This is a genomic window from Microbacterium tumbae, assembly GCF_054780175.1.
In genome coordinates, this window is sequence record NZ_BAAGWV010000003.1 from 489,536 (window position 1) to 508,893 (window position 19,358).

At 70.5% G+C, this 19,358-nt stretch carries 13 protein-coding genes; 11 read left to right on the forward strand and 2 right to left on the reverse strand.

All coding sequences use genetic code 11. The annotated features are described in order from the left end of the window. Window positions 1-29 precede the first annotated feature (29 nt). Entirely contained in the window at window positions 30-4,274 is a 4,245-nt protein-coding gene (gene hrpA / locus ACYVGQ_RS14095; RefSeq protein ID WP_460785280.1) for an ATP-dependent RNA helicase HrpA, read from the reverse strand. A 69-nt stretch (window positions 4,275-4,343) separates the two neighbouring features. Here hrpA and ACYVGQ_RS14100 point away from each other — a divergent pair, with 69 nt between their 5' ends. The 3 genes from ACYVGQ_RS14100 to ACYVGQ_RS14110 all read left to right on the forward strand — a co-directional run bounded on the left by ACYVGQ_RS14100 (window position 4,344) and on the right by ACYVGQ_RS14110 (window position 8,480). Further along, a complete protein-coding gene (locus ACYVGQ_RS14100; RefSeq protein WP_460785281.1) occupies window positions 4,344-5,759 on the forward strand; it encodes a heparan-alpha-glucosaminide N-acetyltransferase domain-containing protein in 1,416 nt (471 codons plus the stop codon). Window positions 5,760-6,037: 278 nt separating this feature from the next. Further along, entirely contained in the window at window positions 6,038-6,607 is a 570-nt protein-coding gene (gene msuE / locus ACYVGQ_RS14105) for an FMN reductase (protein ID WP_460785282.1), read from the forward strand. A gap of 67 nt (window positions 6,608-6,674) precedes the next feature. Further along, window positions 6,675-8,480, forward strand: coding sequence for a thioredoxin domain-containing protein (locus ACYVGQ_RS14110; protein ID WP_460785283.1), 1,806 nt, complete (start codon window positions 6,675-6,677; stop codon window positions 8,478-8,480). Window positions 8,481-8,487: 7 nt separating this feature from the next. Here ACYVGQ_RS14110 and ACYVGQ_RS14115 read toward each other — a convergent pair whose 3' ends face one another. After that, entirely contained in the window at window positions 8,488-10,044 is a 1,557-nt protein-coding gene (locus ACYVGQ_RS14115; protein ID WP_460785284.1) for a dolichyl-phosphate-mannose--protein mannosyltransferase, read from the reverse strand. A 36-nt stretch (window positions 10,045-10,080) separates the two neighbouring features. Here ACYVGQ_RS14115 and rsmI point away from each other — a divergent pair, with 36 nt between their 5' ends. The 8 genes from rsmI to ACYVGQ_RS14155 all read left to right on the forward strand — a co-directional run bounded on the left by rsmI (window position 10,081) and on the right by ACYVGQ_RS14155 (window position 19,336). After that, entirely contained in the window at window positions 10,081-10,896 is an 816-nt protein-coding gene (gene rsmI / locus ACYVGQ_RS14120) for a 16S rRNA (cytidine(1402)-2'-O)-methyltransferase (protein WP_460785285.1), read from the forward strand. Between the two features lie 45 nt (window positions 10,897-10,941). Beyond that, a complete protein-coding gene (locus ACYVGQ_RS14125) occupies window positions 10,942-11,553 on the forward strand; it encodes a class I SAM-dependent methyltransferase (RefSeq protein WP_460785286.1) in 612 nt (203 codons plus the stop codon). Between the two features lie 37 nt (window positions 11,554-11,590). Next, window positions 11,591-12,697, forward strand: a complete 1,107-nt coding sequence (locus ACYVGQ_RS14130) for a LacI family DNA-binding transcriptional regulator (protein WP_460785287.1) — start codon at window positions 11,591-11,593, stop codon at window positions 12,695-12,697. A gap of 119 nt (window positions 12,698-12,816) precedes the next feature. Further along, the gene (locus ACYVGQ_RS14135) at window positions 12,817-14,508 is read left to right on the forward strand and encodes an ABC transporter substrate-binding protein (RefSeq protein ID WP_460785288.1); all 1,692 of its coding nucleotides are present in this window, start codon (window positions 12,817-12,819) and stop codon (window positions 14,506-14,508) included. Next, window positions 14,505-15,485, forward strand: a complete 981-nt coding sequence (locus ACYVGQ_RS14140) for an ABC transporter permease (RefSeq protein ID WP_460785289.1) — start codon at window positions 14,505-14,507, stop codon at window positions 15,483-15,485. The genes ACYVGQ_RS14135 and ACYVGQ_RS14140 overlap by 4 nt, the downstream gene beginning before the upstream one ends. Continuing rightward, entirely contained in the window at window positions 15,482-16,396 is a 915-nt protein-coding gene (locus tag ACYVGQ_RS14145; protein WP_460785290.1) for an ABC transporter permease, read from the forward strand. The genes ACYVGQ_RS14140 and ACYVGQ_RS14145 overlap by 4 nt, the downstream gene beginning before the upstream one ends. Further along, entirely contained in the window at window positions 16,393-18,132 is a 1,740-nt protein-coding gene (locus ACYVGQ_RS14150) for an ABC transporter ATP-binding protein (RefSeq protein WP_460785291.1), read from the forward strand. The genes ACYVGQ_RS14145 and ACYVGQ_RS14150 overlap by 4 nt, the downstream gene beginning before the upstream one ends. Window positions 18,133-18,166: 34 nt before the next feature. Continuing rightward, window positions 18,167-19,336: a glycoside hydrolase family 1 protein gene (locus tag ACYVGQ_RS14155; protein WP_460785292.1), complete on the forward strand. Its 1,170-nt coding sequence runs from the start codon at window positions 18,167-18,169 to the stop codon at window positions 19,334-19,336. The last annotated feature ends 22 nt before the right edge of the window (window positions 19,337-19,358 follow it).

Here is a 19,358-nt window from a genome sequence, read left to right on the forward strand (position 1 = left end):
CTCGCTCGACGAGCGGGGAGGCCGCCGGATCAGCGGCCGGAGAGGGCCTTCTGGATCCGCTGCGGCGAGACCGGCTGCGCGGTGCCGAGACGCTGCGCGAACACGCTGATGCGATACTCCTCGAGCAGCCAGCGCACCTCTTCGAGCGCACCCGGCGCATCCGTCGGAAGGGGGATCGCGCCCCCGGCATCCTCGAACGCCCTCGCCATCCGCTCGAACTCTGTCATGCGCGCGCGATCCTTGCCCGGCTCGTTCGCCAGCGTCTTCAGGCGGTCGAGCATGCCCTCGAGGTACCGCGGGAAGTGAGCGAGACGGTCGACACCGGCCGCCGAGACGAACCCGGGACGGATCAGACCGGACAGCTGCGAGCGGATGTCGTTCAAGGGGCCGAGCAAGGCCAGCGAGTTCTGCGCCTTGATGCCGCGCTCCACCTCACGGGAGGCCGTCAGGGTGCGGGCGATGAGCGAGACCGTCGCGAACAGCCTGTCGACCAGTGCGGCGTTCACGGCATCCCTGACGCGCGCGAATGCGACCTCGGTGCGGACGATCCCGCCGGGGACGGTCTCGTCGATGACCGCCCTGGCCACGGCGGCCCTGGCGTCCTCGATCAGCGCGGCGGCGTTCTGATACGGCGAGGCGGCCAAGGCGAGCTTCTCCTGGCTGGTCAGGTGCTCCTGGACGTAGGAGGCCGGCGAAGGCACGTTCAGCAGCACGAGACGCAGGATGCCGCCGCGGGTCGCCGCCTCGGCGGACTCGGCGGTGGCCTCGACCCGCACCGAGACGGTCCTGCCCTCGTCGATGATCGCGGGGTAGCCGCGCACGACGCCGCCGGCGACCCTCGTGTCGAGGACCGCGGGGAGTTCCCCGAACGTCCAGCTCGTGAGCCCCGCTTGCTCGAGCGGCCCTCGCGCGGCCGCCGCGACGACGGCCGCGTCCGGACGCCGCGACTGATCGGTCCGCGCGATCGACCGCGCGACGCTGGCGCGCGCCCGATCGGAGAGCTCGGACTGGAGGGCGCTGAGATCGCGGGCGGAGCCCGCCACCCTCCCGCGTTCGTCGACGGCGCGGAAGTTCATCCGCAGGTGGCCGGGCACCCGCTCGTCGTCGAAGTCGGACGCCGAGACCGGCTGATTGGCCAGCGGCTGGACGAGCTTCGCGAGCGCCTCCTTCAGCGAGCTGCGGGGCAGTCCGGCGTGCCGCTCCGGCCCGTCGTCGGCGAGCGACTCGCCGAAGCTCGAAGCCCAGTCGGCCGCGGGGACGACGTGCCGACGGATGGCTTTCGGCAGCGCCCGCAGCAGGGCCGTCACGAGCTCGGCGCGCATTCCCGGCACCTGCCAGTCGAAGCCGCGGTCCTCGATCTGGGCGAGGAGCGCGAGCGGCACGACCACGCTGACGCCGTCGTCCGGGGAGCCGGGCTCGAAACGGTAGGCGAGGCCGAGCACCTGATCGCCCTGGGTCCAGCGGGTGGGGAACTCGTCCCGATCGCCTCGGGCGTCGTCGTCGAGAAGATCGCCCTCGCGCATGACGAGCAGCTTCGGCGTCGTCGTGAGGGCATCCCGCCACCAGCTCTCGAAAGAGCGGACGTCGAAGACGTCGGCGGGGATGCGCTCGTCGTAGAAGCGGAACACCGCCTCGTCGCCGGCCAGGATGTCGCGGCGACGCTCGCGCTCCTCGAGCCGCTCCAGGCGCTTGCGGAGCTCGCCGTTGGAGCGCCAGAACCCGCCGACCCTCTTGTCGAGGCGGCTCGGATCCCACTCCCCCTCGACGAGCGCATGACGCACGAACAGCTCACGGGCCGCCGCCCGGTCGATGCGCGCGAACTGGACCCTGCGGCGTGGGACGATCTCCAGTCCGAACAGCAGCACCTTCTCGTAGGCGACGGCGGCGCCGGCGTCCTTCGACCAGTGCGGCTCGGAGATCTGACGCTTGGCGAGATCGCCCGCCAGCGACTCCGCCCACGCGGGATCGATCGACGCGGCCGTGCGTGCGAAGGTGCGCGACGTCTCGACGATCTCCGCCGCCATCACGGCCCGCGGGGCCTTCTTGCGCAGCGCCGAGCCGGGGAAGATCGAGAAGCGGATGCCCCGGGCGCCCCGGTACTCGCTCGCCCGCCGCCTCGCATCCTTCGGCGGCGTCTTGTTCGTCCCCTTCGCGGGTGCGGTGCGCTCGTCGAGGATGCCGATCTGGGACAGCAGGCCGGAGAGGAGGGCGCGGTGCACGGCATCCGGGTTCGTCGTCCCCTTCCCTTCCGGCGAGTTCTCCCTTTCCCGTTCGTTGAGCGAGGACTGGGGGGCGCCTCTTTCCCGTTCGTTGAGCGAGGACGGCGGAGCCGACCGAGTCGGAACGCGGTTCGAGGCGGAGGGACGTTTCGACTCGCTGCGCTCGCTCAACGAGCGGGGGGAGGGCTGCTCGCTCGACGAGCGGGGGGAAGCGCCGCCCGACGAGCGGGGGGAGGGCTGTTCGCTCGACGAGCGGGGGGAGGGCTGTTCGCTCGACGAACGGGAGGACCGCTGCTCGCTCGACGAGCGGGGGGAAGCGCCGCCCGACGAGCGGGGGGAGGAGCGCTCGGCCGGGACGAGCGAGCGGAGCTGCCGGTGCACGTCGAACCATTCCCGCACGCGTACGTAGTTGAGGTGCTCGGCGCGGCACATCCGTCGGAAGGCGCTCGAGCCCAGCTCGCGCTGCTGTTCGCGCAGATGGTTCCAGAGGTTCAGGATCGACAGGAAGTCGCTCGTCGGATCGGCGAAGCGGGCGTGGGCGCGATCGGCCTCATCGCGTATGCCCTGCGGGGCATCCTGAGACGGGCGCTCCCGGACGTCCTGGATCGACAGGCCGGCCACGATCGCGAGCACGTCGTTCGTGACGCCGGTCCCGGACGCCTCGACGAGCATGCGGGCGAACCGGGGGTCGATCGGCATGCGGGAGATCTCTCGTCCGATCCGTGTCAGGCGTGGTGTCTCGCCATCGGTCGAGACCGCGCCGAGCTCGGTGAGCAGATCGAAGGCCGCCTTGATGCCGCGTGAGTCCGGAGGGGTGAGGAACGGGAAGGCGGCGATGTCGCCGAAGCCGAGCGAGAGCATCTGCAGCACGACGGACGCCAGCGACGTGCGCAGGATCTCGGGCTCGGTGAACTCCGGCCGCCTGGCGAAATCGTCCTCGCCGTACAGGCGGACGGCGATGCCGTCGCTGGTGCGCCCCGCGCGTCCCGACCTCTGATCGGCCGATGCCTGCGAGACGGGCTCGATCGGCAGCCGCTGGACCTTGGAACGATTGCTGTAGCGCGAGATGCGCGCGGTTCCGACGTCGATGACGTACTTGATGCCCGGCACCGTGAGGCTCGTCTCGGCGACGTTCGTGGCGAGGATCACGCGCCGGCGGACGCCGGCGACGGTGCTCCGCTCGAACACGCGATGCTGCTCGGCGGCGGACAGCCGGCCGTACAGGGGCAGCACCTCCGTCGGCGAGCGATCCTTGCCGTATGCGCCGCGCACGGCGTCGGCGGCATCCCGGATCTCCGCTTCGCCGGGAAGGAACACCAGGACGTCGCCCGGCGCCTCCCGGTCGAGCTCGCGCAGCGCGGTGACGATCGCCGAGACCTCGTCCCCCGGCTCCGCGGCGGCGGGACGGCTCGACGTGCTCGGCGCGTCCTGGCGTTCGTCACCGGCGGGCTCGACGAGCGGACGGTAGCGGATCTCGACCGGATAGGTCCGTCCCGAGACCTCGATGATGGGCGCCGGCGCCCCCTCGGCATCCGCGAAGTGCCTCGCGAAGCTCTCCGGATCGATCGTCGCCGAGGTGATGATCACCTTGAGATCGGGGCGTTCCGGCAGGATCCGGGTCAGATATCCCAGCAGGAAGTCCACGTTGAGGGAGCGCTCGTGCGCCTCGTCGATGATGATCGTGTCGTAGCGGCGGAGCAGCCGGTCGCGATGGATCTCGTTGAGCAGGATCCCGTCCGTCATCAGCGCGATCCGCGTGGACTCCGACACCTGGTCCGTGAAGCGGACCTTGTACCCGACGAGACCGCCGAGCTCGACCTGCAGCTCCTCGGCGACGCGTTCCGCGATCGTACGCGCGGCGAGTCGGCGCGGCTGGGTGTGCGCGATCCTCGTGCGGCCGAGCTCCAGGGCGATCTTGGGAAGCTGAGTGGTCTTGCCCGAGCCTGTGGCGCCGGCGACGATCACGACCTGGTGGTCGCGGATCGCGTCGGCGATCTCCTCGCGGGCGGCGCTGACGGGCAGCTCCGGCGGGTAGGAGATGACGGGGGATGACATGGCCCTCCATCGTACGACGCGCGAGGGCGCCTGGAGGTGCTCCCGCGACGCGCTCCATAGGATCGGCGGATGACCACAGAGGACATCCGGACCACTGCCGAATCCGTCCCTGGCGACGTCCCGCGGCGAAGAGGGCCGCGCGGCTGGTGGCGCGCGTTCGGTCGGCCGCCGCGCATCATGGGGCTCGACGCGGCCCGCGCCCTCGCCGTGCTCGGCATGGTCGGCGCGCACATCGGCGTCACCGGCGAGCTCGATCTGCTCGATCCCGGCAGCTGGGGAGCGATCGTCCACGGACGCTCCTCGATCCTGTTCGCCGTGCTCGCCGGGATCTCGATCGCGCTGATGACCGGGCGCACGCGCCGCCCGGAGCGCGAGGACCTCCCGCGGATCCGCCTCTCCCTGCTCGGGCGCGGGGCCGCGATCTTCCTCATCGGGCTCGTCCTGGAGCTGCTCAACACGCCGATCGCCGTGATCCTCACCGTCTACGGCCTCCTCTACGCGGCGGCGGTCCCGTTCCTGCGATGGCGCCCCTCGCGGCTGCTCCTCGCCTCGGGCGTCCTGGCGATCGCCGGGCCGCCCGCGCTGGCGGCTCTTCAGGCCGTCTCGCTCGGCGCCAGCGGTCCGGGGCTCGGTCTGGTCCTGTTCGGGACCTACCCGATCACGGTCTGGATGGCGTTCGTCCTCGCCGGCCTCGCGATCGGGCGCATGCGGCTGCAGCGCGTCCGCACCGCGACGTGGCTCCTCCTCACCGGAGCAGTGATCTCAACGGTCGGATACGGCGTCGGCGTCGCGGCGGATGCCGCCGGTGCGCAGGGAGGGAGCTCCTGGATCGACTCCGCGGAGAGCAGCTCATCGAGCACCACGGACGAGTGGGGAGGTTCCGAAGGCGGGCTCTCATCCGGGAGCATGGGAGTGCCGCCCGAGGACGTGGACTTCACCGGCACCGTCTGCGACGCATACGGCGACGGGACCGTCTACTGCTACCCGCCGGGGCTGGAGTGGGCATCCGAAGAGAGCGGTGAGGAAGCGAGCGGCTGGGCCTCCTACGCATCCATGGTCGCCGGCTACGAGCCGCTGGCATCGATGGGACAGTCGCTGGTCGCCGTCTTCCCGCACAGCGGCGGCACGGCGGAGATCCTCGGCTCGGGCGGATTCGCCGTGGCGGTCATCGCCGTGTGCCTGCTGGCGGCCAGGCCGCTGCGATGGGTGATGCTGCCGCTGGCGGCGCTCGGCTCCATGCCGCTCTCGGCATACAGCGCCCACATCCTCGCGATCGTCGCCATCGTGGGACCCGGCGGCTTCCTCAGCGGAAACGCGGAGTGGGGCTGGTTCAGCCTGGCGCTGGTGGCGGCGGCGACGCTCTGGGCCGTGCTCCTCGGACGAGGGCCGCTGGAGCGGCTCGTCGGGCGCGCGGCACAGGCCATGGCGGATGCCGGTCGCAGGGAGTCCGGTCGGCACGCTCCCGGCTCCGCAGAGGAGGCATGAGAGCATCCCGAGGAGGGCGGGACGCAGCGGCGGCATCCGTCGTGGCCAGTCTTCGTCGAGATCGAGCTGCCGTGATCCCGGCCGCCGTCTCCGAGATCGGTGAGCTTCGAGCGTCTCCGTGAGACCCGGGACCGCCGCGATCGACGGCTTCGGCCTGCGCGACGGATCAGGACGAACAGGCGCGCGTGCCGACGAGCTCGACCGAGTCATCTTTCGTCACATGACGCCCCGTGTCGCTCCGCGCGACGCGGGGCCTCTTCCTGAGTACCGTCGGTGTCATGACCGCTCCCTTCCGCGTCGTGGCCGTGTCCGGCTCGCTCCATGAGCCGAGCAAGACCACCGCCCTCATCCGCGCGATCGCCGATGCCGTCGCCGAGCGCGCCGCGGTGGAGGTCACGCTCATCGAGCTGACGGACATCGGTCCTTCGCTCGCCGGAGCGCTGCGCCGGGACCAGCTCCCCGCCGATATCGAGGAGAAGCTGGTGGCGATCGAGCAGGCGGATCTGCTCATCGTCGGCAGCCCTGTCTACCGGGCGTCCTTCACCGGGCTCTTCAAGCACCTGTTCGACTTCGTCGGGCAGTACGAGCTCGTGGGCAAGCCGGTGCTGCTGGCCGCCACCGGCGGCGGTGAGCGCCACGCGCTCATCATCGAGCACCAGCTGCGTCCGCTGTTCGCCTTCTTCCAGGCGCTCACGCTTCCGCTCGGCGTCTACGCGAGCGACACCGACTTCGACGGATACGTCATCACCTCCGAGGTCCTGCAGAGCCGGATCTCCCTCGCCGCCGATCGTGCCCTCCCTCTCGTCGGCTATGCGGCGTCCCGGGCCACCGAGGCGCTCGCGATCTGACTCCCTGGGTCGCCTCGGCTTCCCGATGCCCTCCTCGAACGCCGGGGACGAGGCGTAGCGTGGGACCATGACGAACCGGCTCGCCGAGGCGCTCAGCCCGTACCTCCGCTCGCACGCCGGAAATCCGGTGGACTGGCATCCCTGGGGCTCGGAGGCCTTCGCCGAGGCGCAGCGGCGGAACGTGCCGCTCATGATCTCGATCGGCTACTCGACCTGCCACTGGTGCCATGTCATGGCCCGCGAGTCCTTCTCCGATCCTGTGATCGCCGAAGCGATCAACCGGGACTTCGTCGCCGTCAAGGTCGACCGGGAGGAGCATCCCGACGTCGACGGCGCATACCTGGCCGCGGCCTCCGCCTTCACGCAGAACCTGGGCTGGCCCCTGACCGTGTTCGCGACGCCGCAGGGGCGCGCCTTCTTCGCCGGCACGTACTGGCCTCCGCAGACGCGGGCGCCGCTGCCGGCGTTCCGGGACGTGCTCGCCGCGGTCAGGGAGGCCTGGACCCTGCGTCGTGAGCAGGCCGTCGAATCGGCGAACGTCGTCGCGGATGCTCTCGCCCGGGCGGCGTCGCCGGCATCGATCGATCTCCCCGACGCGGCGCGCCTGGCGGCGGCGGCGGAGGAGATCGCGGCTGTCGAGGACCGCGCCAACGGCGGGTTCGGCGCGGCGCCGAAGTTCCCGGTGGCGACGACCCTCCGCTTCCTGCAGACCGCGCTCGTCCGGCGTGAGGCCCCCGACGCGGCGGCATCCGCGAGCCGGGCGCTCGCCGCGATGACGGCCTCCGCACTGCGCGACGACGACGGCGGCTTCTTCCGCTATGCGACGCAGCGGGACTGGACCGTGCCGCACTACGAGCGGATGCTGATCGACAATGCGCAGCTGCTCGATGTCGCGCTGCGCGAGGGCGACGACGCCGTGGTACGGGGGATCGCCGGATTCCTGCTCGCCGTGCTCCGCCGGCCGGGCGGAGGATTCGGCTCGGCGCAGGACTCCGAGTCGTGGATCGACGGGGAGCGGAGCGAGGGCGGCTACTACCTGCGCTCCCTCGAACAGCGCGCTGCTCTCGAGCCCCCGGACGTCGACGGCAAGGTGATCACGGGCTGGAACGGCCTCGCGATCGGCGCTCTCGCCAGAGCCGGAGCCGCACTCGGCGAGACGTCGTGGGTGGATGCGGCGGTCGATGCGGCGACAGCCGTCCTTGCCGCGAACCGCGATGCGGCGGGGCGCCTGGTGCGACTCTCGCTCGACGGCCGCGCTTCGAGCGCGGTCGCGACCGTCGCCGACATCGCCCTTCTCGCCGACGGCCTGTTCGCGCTCGCCGTGGCGAAGGGCGACGTCTCGTGGGCCGGGATCGCGCGCGAGCTGGTCGATGAGATCCTGCGGGACGGCGCCGCCGCGGATCCCGTGCTGCGCGCGCAGTCGATCGCGGCGGCGCTGGACCAGACGGACGGAGACCTCCCGTCCGCCGCAGCCGCGCTCGCGCAGGCGGCCGTGTCCGCGTGGCGTCTGGGCGCGGGGGAGCGGTATCGGGCGGTCGCCGCGGACCTGGTCCGCCGACACGGCGCGGGTGCGCTGCGGCATCCGTTCGGACACGGTGCGCTGCTCGGCGCGGCAGCAGCCCTCGTCGACGCCCCGCGGCAGGTCGTCGTCGTGACGGACCACGCCTCTTCGCCGCTGTCGGAGGCGGCGCGTCGCGTCGATGCGGACGTCATCGCGATCGTGACGTCCGAGGGGGCCGCAGCGTTCACGGATGGCGGTTTCGAGCTGTTCGAGGGCAAGGGCGAGGGACCGACCGGGCTCGCCTACGACTGCCGGGGCTTCGTGTGCCGTCTGCCGAGCGGAGAGCCCGCGGATCTGCGGACCGAGCGGTGAGCCGCGCTCACACCCACCCCGGCAGCCAGTTGTGCACGAGCCAGAACGTGTACGGCACGTTCATGCCCGTCCAGATCGGGTAGAAGAACGCCGAGACCAGCACGGCGAAGATGAGGAACACCAGCACCGTCCGCTCTCCGGCCTGCCGCCGGTAGAGGGGCGCCCGATGACCGCCGGCGAGCTCGCGCAGCGCGAAGGCGAGCGCGAGCATGAGGAAGGGCACCATCGCGACCGTGTAGAACTGGAAGATCGTGCGCCCTGGCGTCAGCAGCCACGGCACGTACGTGACGGCGAGCCCGACGAGCGGGACGCCGTACGCCCACGGCATCGGCTGCCGCAGCGCCCATCCCCGCACCAGGCGGTAGAGCAGGTACACGGATGCCGCGACGCCGGCGTACCAGATCAGCGGGTTCGGTACAGCGGTGATCACCGCGATGCAGTGATCCGTGCCCCAGCAGGTCTGATCCGCGCTGTCCACCCACACGGCCGTCGGGCGCATCAGCAGCGGCCACTGCCAGGCGGGACTCGCATAGGGATGTCCGGAGGTGAGCCCGATGTGGAAGCCGTACATGCCCTCGTGGTAGTTCCACAGCGCCACCAGCGGATTCGGGTCGCTGCCGCGATCGTAGCCGCCGCTCGTCGTGAACCAGCCGGTCCAGGAGAGGAGATACGTGACGAGAGCCGCAGGCACGAGCAGCAGGAAGGAGACAGGGCCCTGGCGAGCTGCCGCATCCGTCGGCCAGAAGAGCACGCCGGCGCGACGGCGCGCGAGCGCGTCCGTCACGACGACGTAGATCCCGAGCCCCGCGAGGGCGTAGAGTCCCGACCACTTCACGGCGGTCGCCGCTCCCAGCACGACGCCGGCGGCGAGCAGCCACGGACGGCGCCAGAGGATCGGACCCCAGAGCGGATCGGGAGCCTCTGGATCGCGCCGCTGCAGCACGGGGATCGTGCGCCGTCGATCGAGGAGGACGAACAGGAACCCCAGCAGCACGAAGAAGGTGAGGATGCCGTCGAGCAGCGCGATCCTGCTCATCACGATGCTCAACCCGTCGATGGCGATCAGGAGCGAGGCGACCGTCGCCACCGGGATCGACCGTGTCAGCGCGAGGGCCGTGAGATAGAGCACCAGCACGGTCGCAGTGCCGAGCAGCGCCGTCGTCAGTCGCCAGCCTTCGCTGGAACCGGGCCCGAACGCCGCCATGCCGAGGGCGATGATCCACTTTCCGAGCGGCGGGTGGACGATGAAGCCGCCCTTCGCCTCCAGCGCGCCGGCGTCGCCCGTGAGGAGCCGATCGTCCGCCCCCTCGCCCCAGGTGCCCTCGTAGCCGAGCGTCCACAGCGACCAGGCGTCCTTCACGTAGTAGGTCTCGTCGAAGGCGAGGTCGTGCGGATGCCCGAGGTCCGTCAGGCGCAGCACCGCAGCCAGCGTGGTGACGAGGAGCGGGGCGAACCAGCGGATGACGCGCTCCCATTCCGGATCTCCCAGGAGACGCAGCCGGAACCGGCCCCACAGCGTGGAGCGCCGGGCCGGAGGCGGCAGCAGGGGCACGGGCGCGGTCACGGTTCAAGCCTATGGCGTGTCTCCTAAGCTGAACGTGTGATCATCCTCGCGGCGACCCCGATCGGCAACCTCGGCGACGCCTCCCGGCGCCTGATCGAGGCGCTCGAGAACGCGGAGATCGTCGCGGCCGAGGACACCCGCACCACCAAGCGGCTGCTGCAGGCGCTGCGGATCGAGAACCGCCCCCGCCTGCTCGCGCTGCACGACCACAACGAGAAGCACAGGGCCGCCGAGCTCGCCGCGCTCGCCGCGGAGCAGGACGTCGTCGTCGTGAGCGACGCGGGGATGCCGGCGGTGAGCGATCCCGGCTACGCCCTCGTCGCAGCCGCCGTGGCCCAGGGGGTGACCGTCACGGCGATCCCCGGGCCCAGCGCGGTGCTCATGGCCCTCGCCATCTCCGGTCTGCCGACGGATCGCTTCGCCTTCGAGGGGTTCCTGCCGCGCAAACCGGGGGAGCGGCGTTCCGCACTCAGGACCCTGGCTGCCGAGTCCCGCACGATGGTGTTCTTCGAGTCGCCGGCGCGGCTCGCCGGGGCGCTCGCCGACATGGGCGCGGCTTTCGGCGACGACCGGCGCATCGCGGTGTGCCGCGAGCTGACCAAGCTGTACGAGGAGGTCAGACGGGGCACGGCGCCCGAGCTGGCCGCCTGGGCGGAGGGCGGCGTCAAGGGCGAGATCGTCGTCGTAGTCGAGGGGGCCGCCCCGGCGGTCGTCTCGGCGGAGGACGCGGCAGCACAGGTGCAGGCGCTCGTCGCCGCGGGCGTCCGGCTGAAGGACGCCTGCGCGGAGGTCGCCACGGCCACGGGGCTGAGCTCCCGCGACCTGTATCAGCAGGCGCTCGCCGCGCGCTGAGCGCGGTCCGGCGCCGGACCGCGGCGGGCACGTAGGCTCCTCGACATGACCGATGCCGCGATCGCCGCCGCGTATGACGCCCTGTCCGCCGAGTACATCGCGGTCGCCGGATCGATCGATCAGATGGAGGCCTCGGATCGATCATCGATCGCCGCGTGGCGCGACGCGACGAAGGGGCGGCTGCTCGACGCCGGGTGCGGCCCCGGTCTGTGGACCCAGTTCCTTCATGACGGGCATCGCGACGTGGTCGGCGTGGATCTCTCGGAGGAGTTCCTCGCCGCGGCCGGGGAGCGCTATCCGCATCTCGAGTTCCTGTGCGGATCGTTACGCGCGCTTCCGTTCGAATCGGCGAGTTTCGGCGGGGCCCTCGCCTGGTACTCGTTGATCCACACCCCGCCGGAGCACATGGCGGCCGTCTGCGAGGAGCTCGCGCGCGTGCTCGTGCCGGGCGGATCGTTGCTGATCGGCTTCTTCGACGGCGAGTCGCGAATGACGTTCTCGCACGCCGTGGCGCCGGGCTACTTCTGGGACGGCGAGGCCCTGGGCGGGATCCTCCGATCGGTCGGCTTCGATGTCGTCGCGCAGGAACGTCGTGAACGTATCCCGGGAGAGGCGAGCCGTCGTCCGCACGGCTCGGTGACGGCGATCAGGCGTTGACGGATACTCTGGGCCGAAGCCACGAGAGGAGCGCGCAGTGAGCAAGGCCGCGACCGTGTACGACGTCGCCGCTCGTGCCGGCGTCTCGATCGCCACGGTCTCACGGGTGCTGCGGACGCCGGAGGCGGTTCGGCCTCCGACGCGCGAACGGGTCCTCGACGCCGTCGCCGCGCTCGGCTACGTGCCGAGCGGCAGCGCGAGAGGGCTGGCGGAGCGGCGCACGGGCGTCATAGGGCTGTACTTCCCCGGCTTCGACGCGGCGGAGGAGGCGCCGCCGCTGGACCTCCTCTCGCTGGAGACCGGGCCTTCGCCCGCCGTCACGCTCGTCCGCGAGGAGGAGGTCACCGAGGAGGGCCCTCCGACGGATCTGTTCCTGGACGAGGTGCTCCGCGGTGCGGAGCTCGAGGCGTGGAGACAGGGGTTCGTCCTCATGGTCGGCGTGGGACGGCATGATCCGGATCGCTCCACCGTGCGCGATATGGCCGGACGTGTCGATGGAATCGTCGTCCTCGCGAGCAGCGTGCCGGACGACATCCTCGCCAGGCTCGCTCTGCGCGTCCCGGTCGTCGTTCTGTCCGGACCGCCACGGGGCGACCGCTACGACCATGTGACCGTTGACAACGTGGATGCGATGGCCGAGCTCACCCGCGTCGTTCTGGCGCAGACCGGAGGAGCGACGCCGGCGTTCCTCGCCGGCCCCGCCGATTCGCCCGACGGCATGCAGCGCTGGGAGGGCTTCTCGACCACGGTCGCCGCCGCGGGCATTCCCGCCGAGGACGTGCGCGTCGTCCGCGGCGACTTCACGCGTGGATCCGGTCGTCTGGCCGCGGAGCGCCTGATCGCCGACGGGCTCCCGCCCGCGCTGATGTGCGCGAACGACCAGATGGCCCTCGGCGCCCTGGACGCGCTCCGCGCCGCGGGGCTCCGCGTCCCGGACGATCTGCTCGTCACGGGCTTCGACGGCATCGACGCGGCTGCGCACTCCCGGCCGAGGCTGACCACGGTCCGTCAGCCGATGCTCGACCTCGGACGGGCGGCCGTCCAGGTCCTCTCCCGGCGGCTCGAGAGACCGGAGTCGGCGCCGATGCTGGTGCGTCTTCCCGTGGAGATCCTGCTCAGGGAGAGCTCGTCGCGACGCGGCTGAGACAGGCCGGATCCACGTCTCCGTGATCTTGTCAAGGGGTTGCGTCGCAAAAATGTATGCGCTTACACTCGGCCTTGCGGCGATCGCCGTGAGAGCGTCCCGACGTGGGGACGCCCGTCATGACAGAGACGACATGGGGTGCCAGGGTGGCGAAGACGCGCAGGTTCCGACGTTGGAGAAGGGGTGCGGCGGCCGGTCTCGCGGCAGCGGCCATCGTCCTCAGCGGATGCAGCATCCAGATCACCTCTCAGCCGGATCCCTCGATCGGCGAGGACACCATGCTCATCAACGCCGATCACGGGAATCCGTTCTTCACCCGCAACTTCAACCCGTTCCTGACGAACACGAGAACGGCCTCGCGGTGGATCTACGAGCCGCTCATCCTCGTCAATCCGCTCGACGGCGAGCTGAACCCCTGGCTCTCGGACGACTGGTCCCAGCCCGATGCCCGCACGATCGTCATGTCGATCAGGGAGGGTGTGGAGTGGAGCGACGGCGAGGAGCTCACGCCCGAGGATGTGGCCTTCACCTTCCAGCTGCTGCAGGACAATGCCGCGCTGGACATCAAGGGCGCATGGCAGCACCTGGACAGCGTGGAGATCGACGGCCAGGACGTCGTCTTCCACCTGAAGACCGAGGACGCCCCCTCCCTGTCGATCATCGGGCAGACGATGATCGTCCCCGAGCACATCTGGTCGGACGTCGGCGATCCCGCGACCTGGCGCAACGAGGAGCCCGTCGGGACGGGACCCTTCGTCCTCGGGAACTACAACGATCAGCAGTACTCGATGGACAAGAACCCCGATTACTGGCAGGCCGACGACATCCAGATCGACCACGTGATCCTGCCCGCCACGAACTCGCAGCTCGACACGGTCACGCGCGGATACGACTGGGCCTACTCGTTCATCTCCGACGTCGAGGGGACCTGGGGCGCCGCCAGCCCGCACAACGCGTGGTGGTTCCCGCCTGGGGGCGTGATCTCGCTCGTGCCGAACCTGGAGGTCGCCCCCTTCGACGACGTGAACGTCCGCCGCGGCATCGCCCTCGCCCTCGACAGGGAGGAGATCGCCGAGACGGCGTCGGAAGGATACATGGAGCCCGCGGGCCAGACCGGGCTCATCCTCCCCAACCAGGAGCAGTATCTGGACCCCGGCATCCCCGATCAGGGCATGCTCGCGCAGGACACCGAAGCCGCGCTCGACGCCTTCGCCGATGCCGGCTACACGCTGCAGGGCGACCGATTGATCGGCGAGGACGGCGCGCAGCTCGAGTTCGCCCTCACGACGGCGAACGGCTACTCCGACTGGACCAGGGCGGCCCAGGCCGTGCAGCGGCAGCTCGCGGAGGTCGGCGTCAAGGTCACGCTGAACCTGCCCCAGCCGGCCGGCTATCAGAGCGCGATCGGAAACGGCGACTTCGAGATGGCGATCGGGGGCATGGGCAACGGCGACGTCTACCAGGCCTACAACAGCCTCCTCTCCAGCGACTTCTACGTTCCGTCCGGGGAGACGACGTCGAACAACTTCGAGCGCTACCGCTCCGAGGACGCCGATGCGCTGCTCGCCGAGTACCGCTCGACCGTCGACGAGGACCGGCAGGCCGAGATCGTGCACGAGCTCCAGAGCATCGTGTACGACGAGCTCCCCGTGATCGGCCTGTACTACGGAGGGATCTGGGGGCTGTTCAGCGATGCCAAGTTCACCGGCTGGCCCTCCGAGGACGATCCGTACATGATCCCGCAGAACTACGACTCCGCGCCGCTGATGATCTTCACGCGGCTGGAGCGGGCGAAGGGAGCGGACCAGTGACCTACCTGATCCAGAAGCTCGGGCTGTTCGTGCTCACCCTCTGGGCGGCGATCACCCTGAACTTCTTCCTCCCGCGTCTCATGCCCGGCTCGCCGGCGGATGCGGCCATCGCGAAGCTCTCGCAGAACGGGCCGGTCTCCGATGCGACCCGCGCGGCGATCGAAGCCCAGCTCGGCGTGCCGACGGGCTCCCTCTGGGATCAGTACGTCGCCTATCTCGGCCAGGTGGTCCGGCTCGACTTCGGCGTCTCGTACACCTTCTATCCGCAGTCGGTGGCGAGCATGGTCTCGACCGCGCTGCCCTACACGATCGTGCTCGTCGGCATCGTGACGGTGCTCGCCTTCGTCATCGGCACGCTCATCGGCGTCGCCGCGGCGTGGCGCCGCGGGACGTGGCTGGACTCGCTGCCGACGCTCACCGGTTCCTTCCTCAGCACGTTCCCGTACTTCTGGACGGCGCTCCTGCTGCTGTTCTTCCTCGGCTACGTGCTGCACTGGTTCCCGACCACAGGCGCCTATGCGGCGACGACGACGCCGGGGTTCACGGGCGAGTTCATCCTCGATCTGATCCGGCACGCGATCCTGCCGGCGGCGACCATCCTGCTCACCTCGCTCGGCGGCTGGATCATCGGCATGCGCAACGCCATGATCAACACGCTCGGCGAGGACTACGTCACCTTCGCGGAGGCGAACGGGCTGCGCGGGCGCACCATCGCGCTGCGCTACGCCGCTCGCAACGCGATCCTCCCCAACCTCACCGGATTCGGGCTCACGCTCGGCGGCGTGGTCGGCGGCTCGATCCTCGTCGAGCAGGTGTTCGGGTATCCGGGGATCGGATATCTGCTGTTCAACGCCGTCATCGGGCAGGACTATCCGCTCATGCAGGCGCTCTTCCTGATGATCACGGTCAGCGTGCTCATCGCCAACTTCCTCGTCGACATCCTGTACGGCGTGCTGGACCCAAGGACCCGCCGATGACCACCACGATGAACGTCAAAGTGCCCTCCGACCGGATCGCGGCCCCGAGCCGATGGCGCTCGTTCGGGCGCATGGTCGGCACGCTGTGGGGCAACGGCAAGGCGCGTCTCGGGCTGTGCATCCTCGCGCTCTTCATCCTCGTCGCCGTCTTCGCGCCGCTCCTCGCGCCGTACGGGCCGAAGGACAACGGATTCGAGCGCAACGCCGACGCCTCGGCGGCGCACTGGCTCGGAACGACCGCCGCGGGGGAGGACGTCCTCAGCCAGCTCGTCTACGGCGCGCAGATCAGCCTCCTCGTCGGGTTCGCCGCCGGCATCCTCTCCACGATCGTCGCCGTCCTCATCGGGCTCAGCTGGGGCTACCTGCGCGGCTTCGCCGGCGAGGTCGTCGGATTCGTGGTGAACCTCTTCCTCGTCATTCCAGGGCTGCCGCTGATGATCGTCATCGCGGCGTACCTGCAGAACGGCGGCATCCTGATGATCATCGCGGTGATCGTCGTGACGGGATGGGCGTGGGGCGCCCGCGTCCTGCGCAGCCAGACGCAGTCCCTGAGAGGCAACGACTTCGTCGCCTCGGCCCAGTTCTCCGGCGACAGCTCGGCGAGGATCGTCTTCCGCGAGATCCTCCCGAACATGACGTCGATCATCGCGGGCACCCTGTTCGGGGCGGCAACTGCCGCCATCCTCGCCGAGGCGGGGCTGGAGTTCCTCGGACTCGGCGACTCCAGCATCGTGAGCTGGGGCACCATGCTCTACTGGGCGCAGAACTCGAACTCGCTGCTCACCGGCCAGTGGCTGCTCCTGTTCGCCCCCGGTCTGTGCATCGCGCTGCTCGCGCTCAGCCTGACGCTCGTCAACTTCGGCGTGGACGGCATATCGAATCCGCGGCTGCGAGAGGGGAAGGGACGATGACGACCATGACGGATGCCTCGCAGGACGCCGGCGCCCGGGAGGAGGAGATCCTCCTGGACGTGCAGCGGCTGTCCGTCGAGTACGCCTCTCCCGGCGCGGCGCCCGTCACCGCCGTCGAAGACGTGTCCTTCGCCCTGCGCCGCGGCGAGTTCGTCGGGCTCGTCGGCGAGTCGGGGTCGGGAAAGTCCACGCTGGGGTTCGCCATCACACGTCTGCAGAAGCCGCCCGCCAGGATCAGCGGCGGCCGCATCCTCTTCGGCGGCCGCGACATCCGCGAGCTGGATGCCGAGGAGCTGCGTCGTCAGCGTCAGGGCGGATTCGCGATGGTGCTGCAGTCCGGCATGAACGCGCTGAACCCGGTGCGCACGGTGCGCGCCCACTTCCAGGACGTCTTCGCCGCCCACGGCCACGTCCCGCGCGAGGCGCGCGAAGGACGGGCGCGCGAGCTCGTCGGCAAGGTCGGCCTCCAGCCCGCCGTGCTGGACCGCTATCCGGGCGAGCTGTCCGGAGGGATGCGGCAGCGCGCGTCGATCGCGATCGCGCTGTCGCTCGAGCCGCGGCTCATGGTCTTCGACGAGCCGACCACGGCTCTCGACGTGCTCGTCCAGCACGAGGTGATGGGCACCATCCAGGAGCTGCAGCGCGCCGAGCGGTTCACGGCGATCCTCATCAGCCACGATCTCGGCATCGTCCTCGAGGCCACCGATCGCGTCATGGTCATGCACGAGGGGCGCATCGTGGAGGACGCGACCAGCCGGGACATCCTGCATCGGCCCCGCGATGAGTACACCCGGATGCTGCTGAGCCACTACGCGGATCCGAGGGCGGAGTCCGTCGAGATCCCCGGCTTCGTGGATCTGGGCACGCGCCGTCGCGAGGGCAGGGCGCGCACCGACGTCACAGAGACGCTGCCCACCGTGTCCGAACGCGACGTGCGCAGGGCCGATGCGGCGATCGTGCTGGACGGCGTCTCCAAGGTCTACCCCGCGCCGCGGCGAGGGCAGGGGCCCGTGACTGCCGTCGACGACGTCTCGTTCCGGCTGGAGCCCGGGGAGGCGCTCGCCCTCGTCGGCGCCTCGGGGTCGGGGAAGTCGACGATCGCGAAGCTCATCACCGGGGTCGAGAGGCCGACGACGGGGACGGTGCGCTTCGGCGACGTCGACGTCGCCTCCCTCCGGCGCGGCGGACTGCGTGATCTCCGCAAGGACGTGCAGATGGTGTTCCAGGACCCGTATTCGGCGCTGAACCCGCTTCACACGGTGGAGTACACGCTCAGCCGTCCGATCCGCAACTACACCCGGCTGCGGGGTGCCGAGGCCAGGGCTCGGGTCCTGGAGCTGCTGGAGACCGTCGGGCTGACCCCGGTGGAGCAGTTCGCCGCGAAGCTGCCGCATCAGCTCTCCGGAGGCCAGCGCCAGCGCGTGGTCATCGCCAGGGCGCTCGCCAGCGACCCCCAGGTGCTCATCGCCGACGAGCCCGTGTCCATGCTCGACGTCTCGCTCCGCGCCGGAGTCCTCGCCCTGCTGGAGGATCTCCGGGAGCGCTGGGGGATCAGCATGCTCTACATCACGCACGATCTGCTGAGCGCCAGGCTCGTGACCGAGAACATCCTCGTGCTCAACGGCGGCCGCGTCGTCGAGCGCGGCGAGACCTCGCACGTGCTCCGGCATCCCGAAGACCCCTACACGGTCGAGCTCCTGGACGCCGTCCCGAATCCGGGCCGAGCCGCGCGCTGACCCGTCCTGTGCCATGACGATGAGAGGAGCACCCGTGCTCGCCTTCCCCGACGGCTTCCTCTGGGGCGCCGCGACAGCGGCCCACCAGGTGGAGGGGAACAACACGACCAGCAACTGGTGGAGGATGGAGCACGCTCCGGATTCGCCGATGACGGAGCCCTCGGGGGACGCCGCCGACCACTTCCGCCGGTACCCGGAGGATATGCGCCTGCTCGCGGAGGCGGGTCTGAACTCCTACCGCTTCTCCCTGGAGTGGGCGCGCATCGAGCCGGAGCGCGGCTTCGTCTCCCGGGCGATGATCGATCACTACCGCCGGATGATCGACACGGCACGCGGACTCGGCCTCGACCCCACCGTCACGCTCATGCACTTCACCGTGCCGCAGTGGTTCCAGCGCGACGGCTTCTGGCGGGCCCCTGACGCCGTCGACCTGTTCGCGCGCTATGCGGAGACCGTCCTGCCGATCCTGGAGGGCGTGCAGTACGTCTGCACGATCAACGAGCCGAACATCGCCGCGATGCTCGCCGGGGGAGAGGACGCCGCGAACCTCGTGGCGTACGGGCTGCCGAACCCCGACCTCGCCGTCGCGGATACGCTGCTCGCCGCCCACCGTCGCGCGACCGAGATCGTGCACGCGGTCCCCGGCGCCGATGCCGGGTGGACGATCGCGACGCAGGCCTTCCACTCCACGGGCGAGCCCGGCGCGGACGAGATGCTCCAGGAGTACGGGCATCCGCGCGACTTCTGGTACCTGGAGCAGTCCGCCGGAGACGACTTCGTCGGGGTGCAGGCATACACCCGCACGTTCATCGGACCGGAGGGGCCGAGGCCGGTCGCAGCCGATGTCGAGACGACGCTCACCGGCTGGGAGTTCTTCCCGCCCGCTCTCGAGCTCGGCGTGCGCAGCGCGTGGGAGCTCAGCGCGGGCGTGCCGGTGCTCGTCACGGAGAACGGCATCGCGACCGCGGACGACACCCGCCGGATCGCCTATACGCAGGGAGCCCTGGAGGGGCTGCATCGCGCCATCTCCGACGGCATCGACGTGCGGGGCTACCAGCACTGGAGCGCGCTGGACAACTACGAGTGGGCCAGCGGATACGCGCCGACGTTCGGCCTGATCGCGGTCGACCACGAGACCTTCGAACGCACGCCGAAGCCCAGCCTCGCCTGGCTCGGCGAGGTCGCACGGCGCAACGCGCTCTGATCGGCGTGCTCTGATCACCGGT

Coding starts and splice junctions, on each gene's coding strand:
- hrpA (WP_460785280.1), bottom strand. CDS start 4,274: ATGTCATCCCCCGTCATCTCCTACCCGCCGGAGCTGCCCGTCAGCGCC.
- ACYVGQ_RS14100 (WP_460785281.1), top strand. CDS start 4,344: ATGACCACAGAGGACATCCGGACCACTGCCGAATCCGTCCCTGGCGAC.
- msuE (WP_460785282.1), top strand. CDS start 6,038: ATGACCGCTCCCTTCCGCGTCGTGGCCGTGTCCGGCTCGCTCCATGAG.
- ACYVGQ_RS14110 (WP_460785283.1), top strand. CDS start 6,675: ATGACGAACCGGCTCGCCGAGGCGCTCAGCCCGTACCTCCGCTCGCAC.
- ACYVGQ_RS14125 (WP_460785286.1), top strand. CDS start 10,942: ATGACCGATGCCGCGATCGCCGCCGCGTATGACGCCCTGTCCGCCGAG.
- ACYVGQ_RS14135 (WP_460785288.1), top strand. CDS start 12,817: ATGACAGAGACGACATGGGGTGCCAGGGTGGCGAAGACGCGCAGGTTC.
- ACYVGQ_RS14145 (WP_460785290.1), top strand. CDS start 15,482: ATGACCACCACGATGAACGTCAAAGTGCCCTCCGACCGGATCGCGGCC.
- ACYVGQ_RS14150 (WP_460785291.1), top strand. CDS start 16,393: ATGACGACCATGACGGATGCCTCGCAGGACGCCGGCGCCCGGGAGGAG.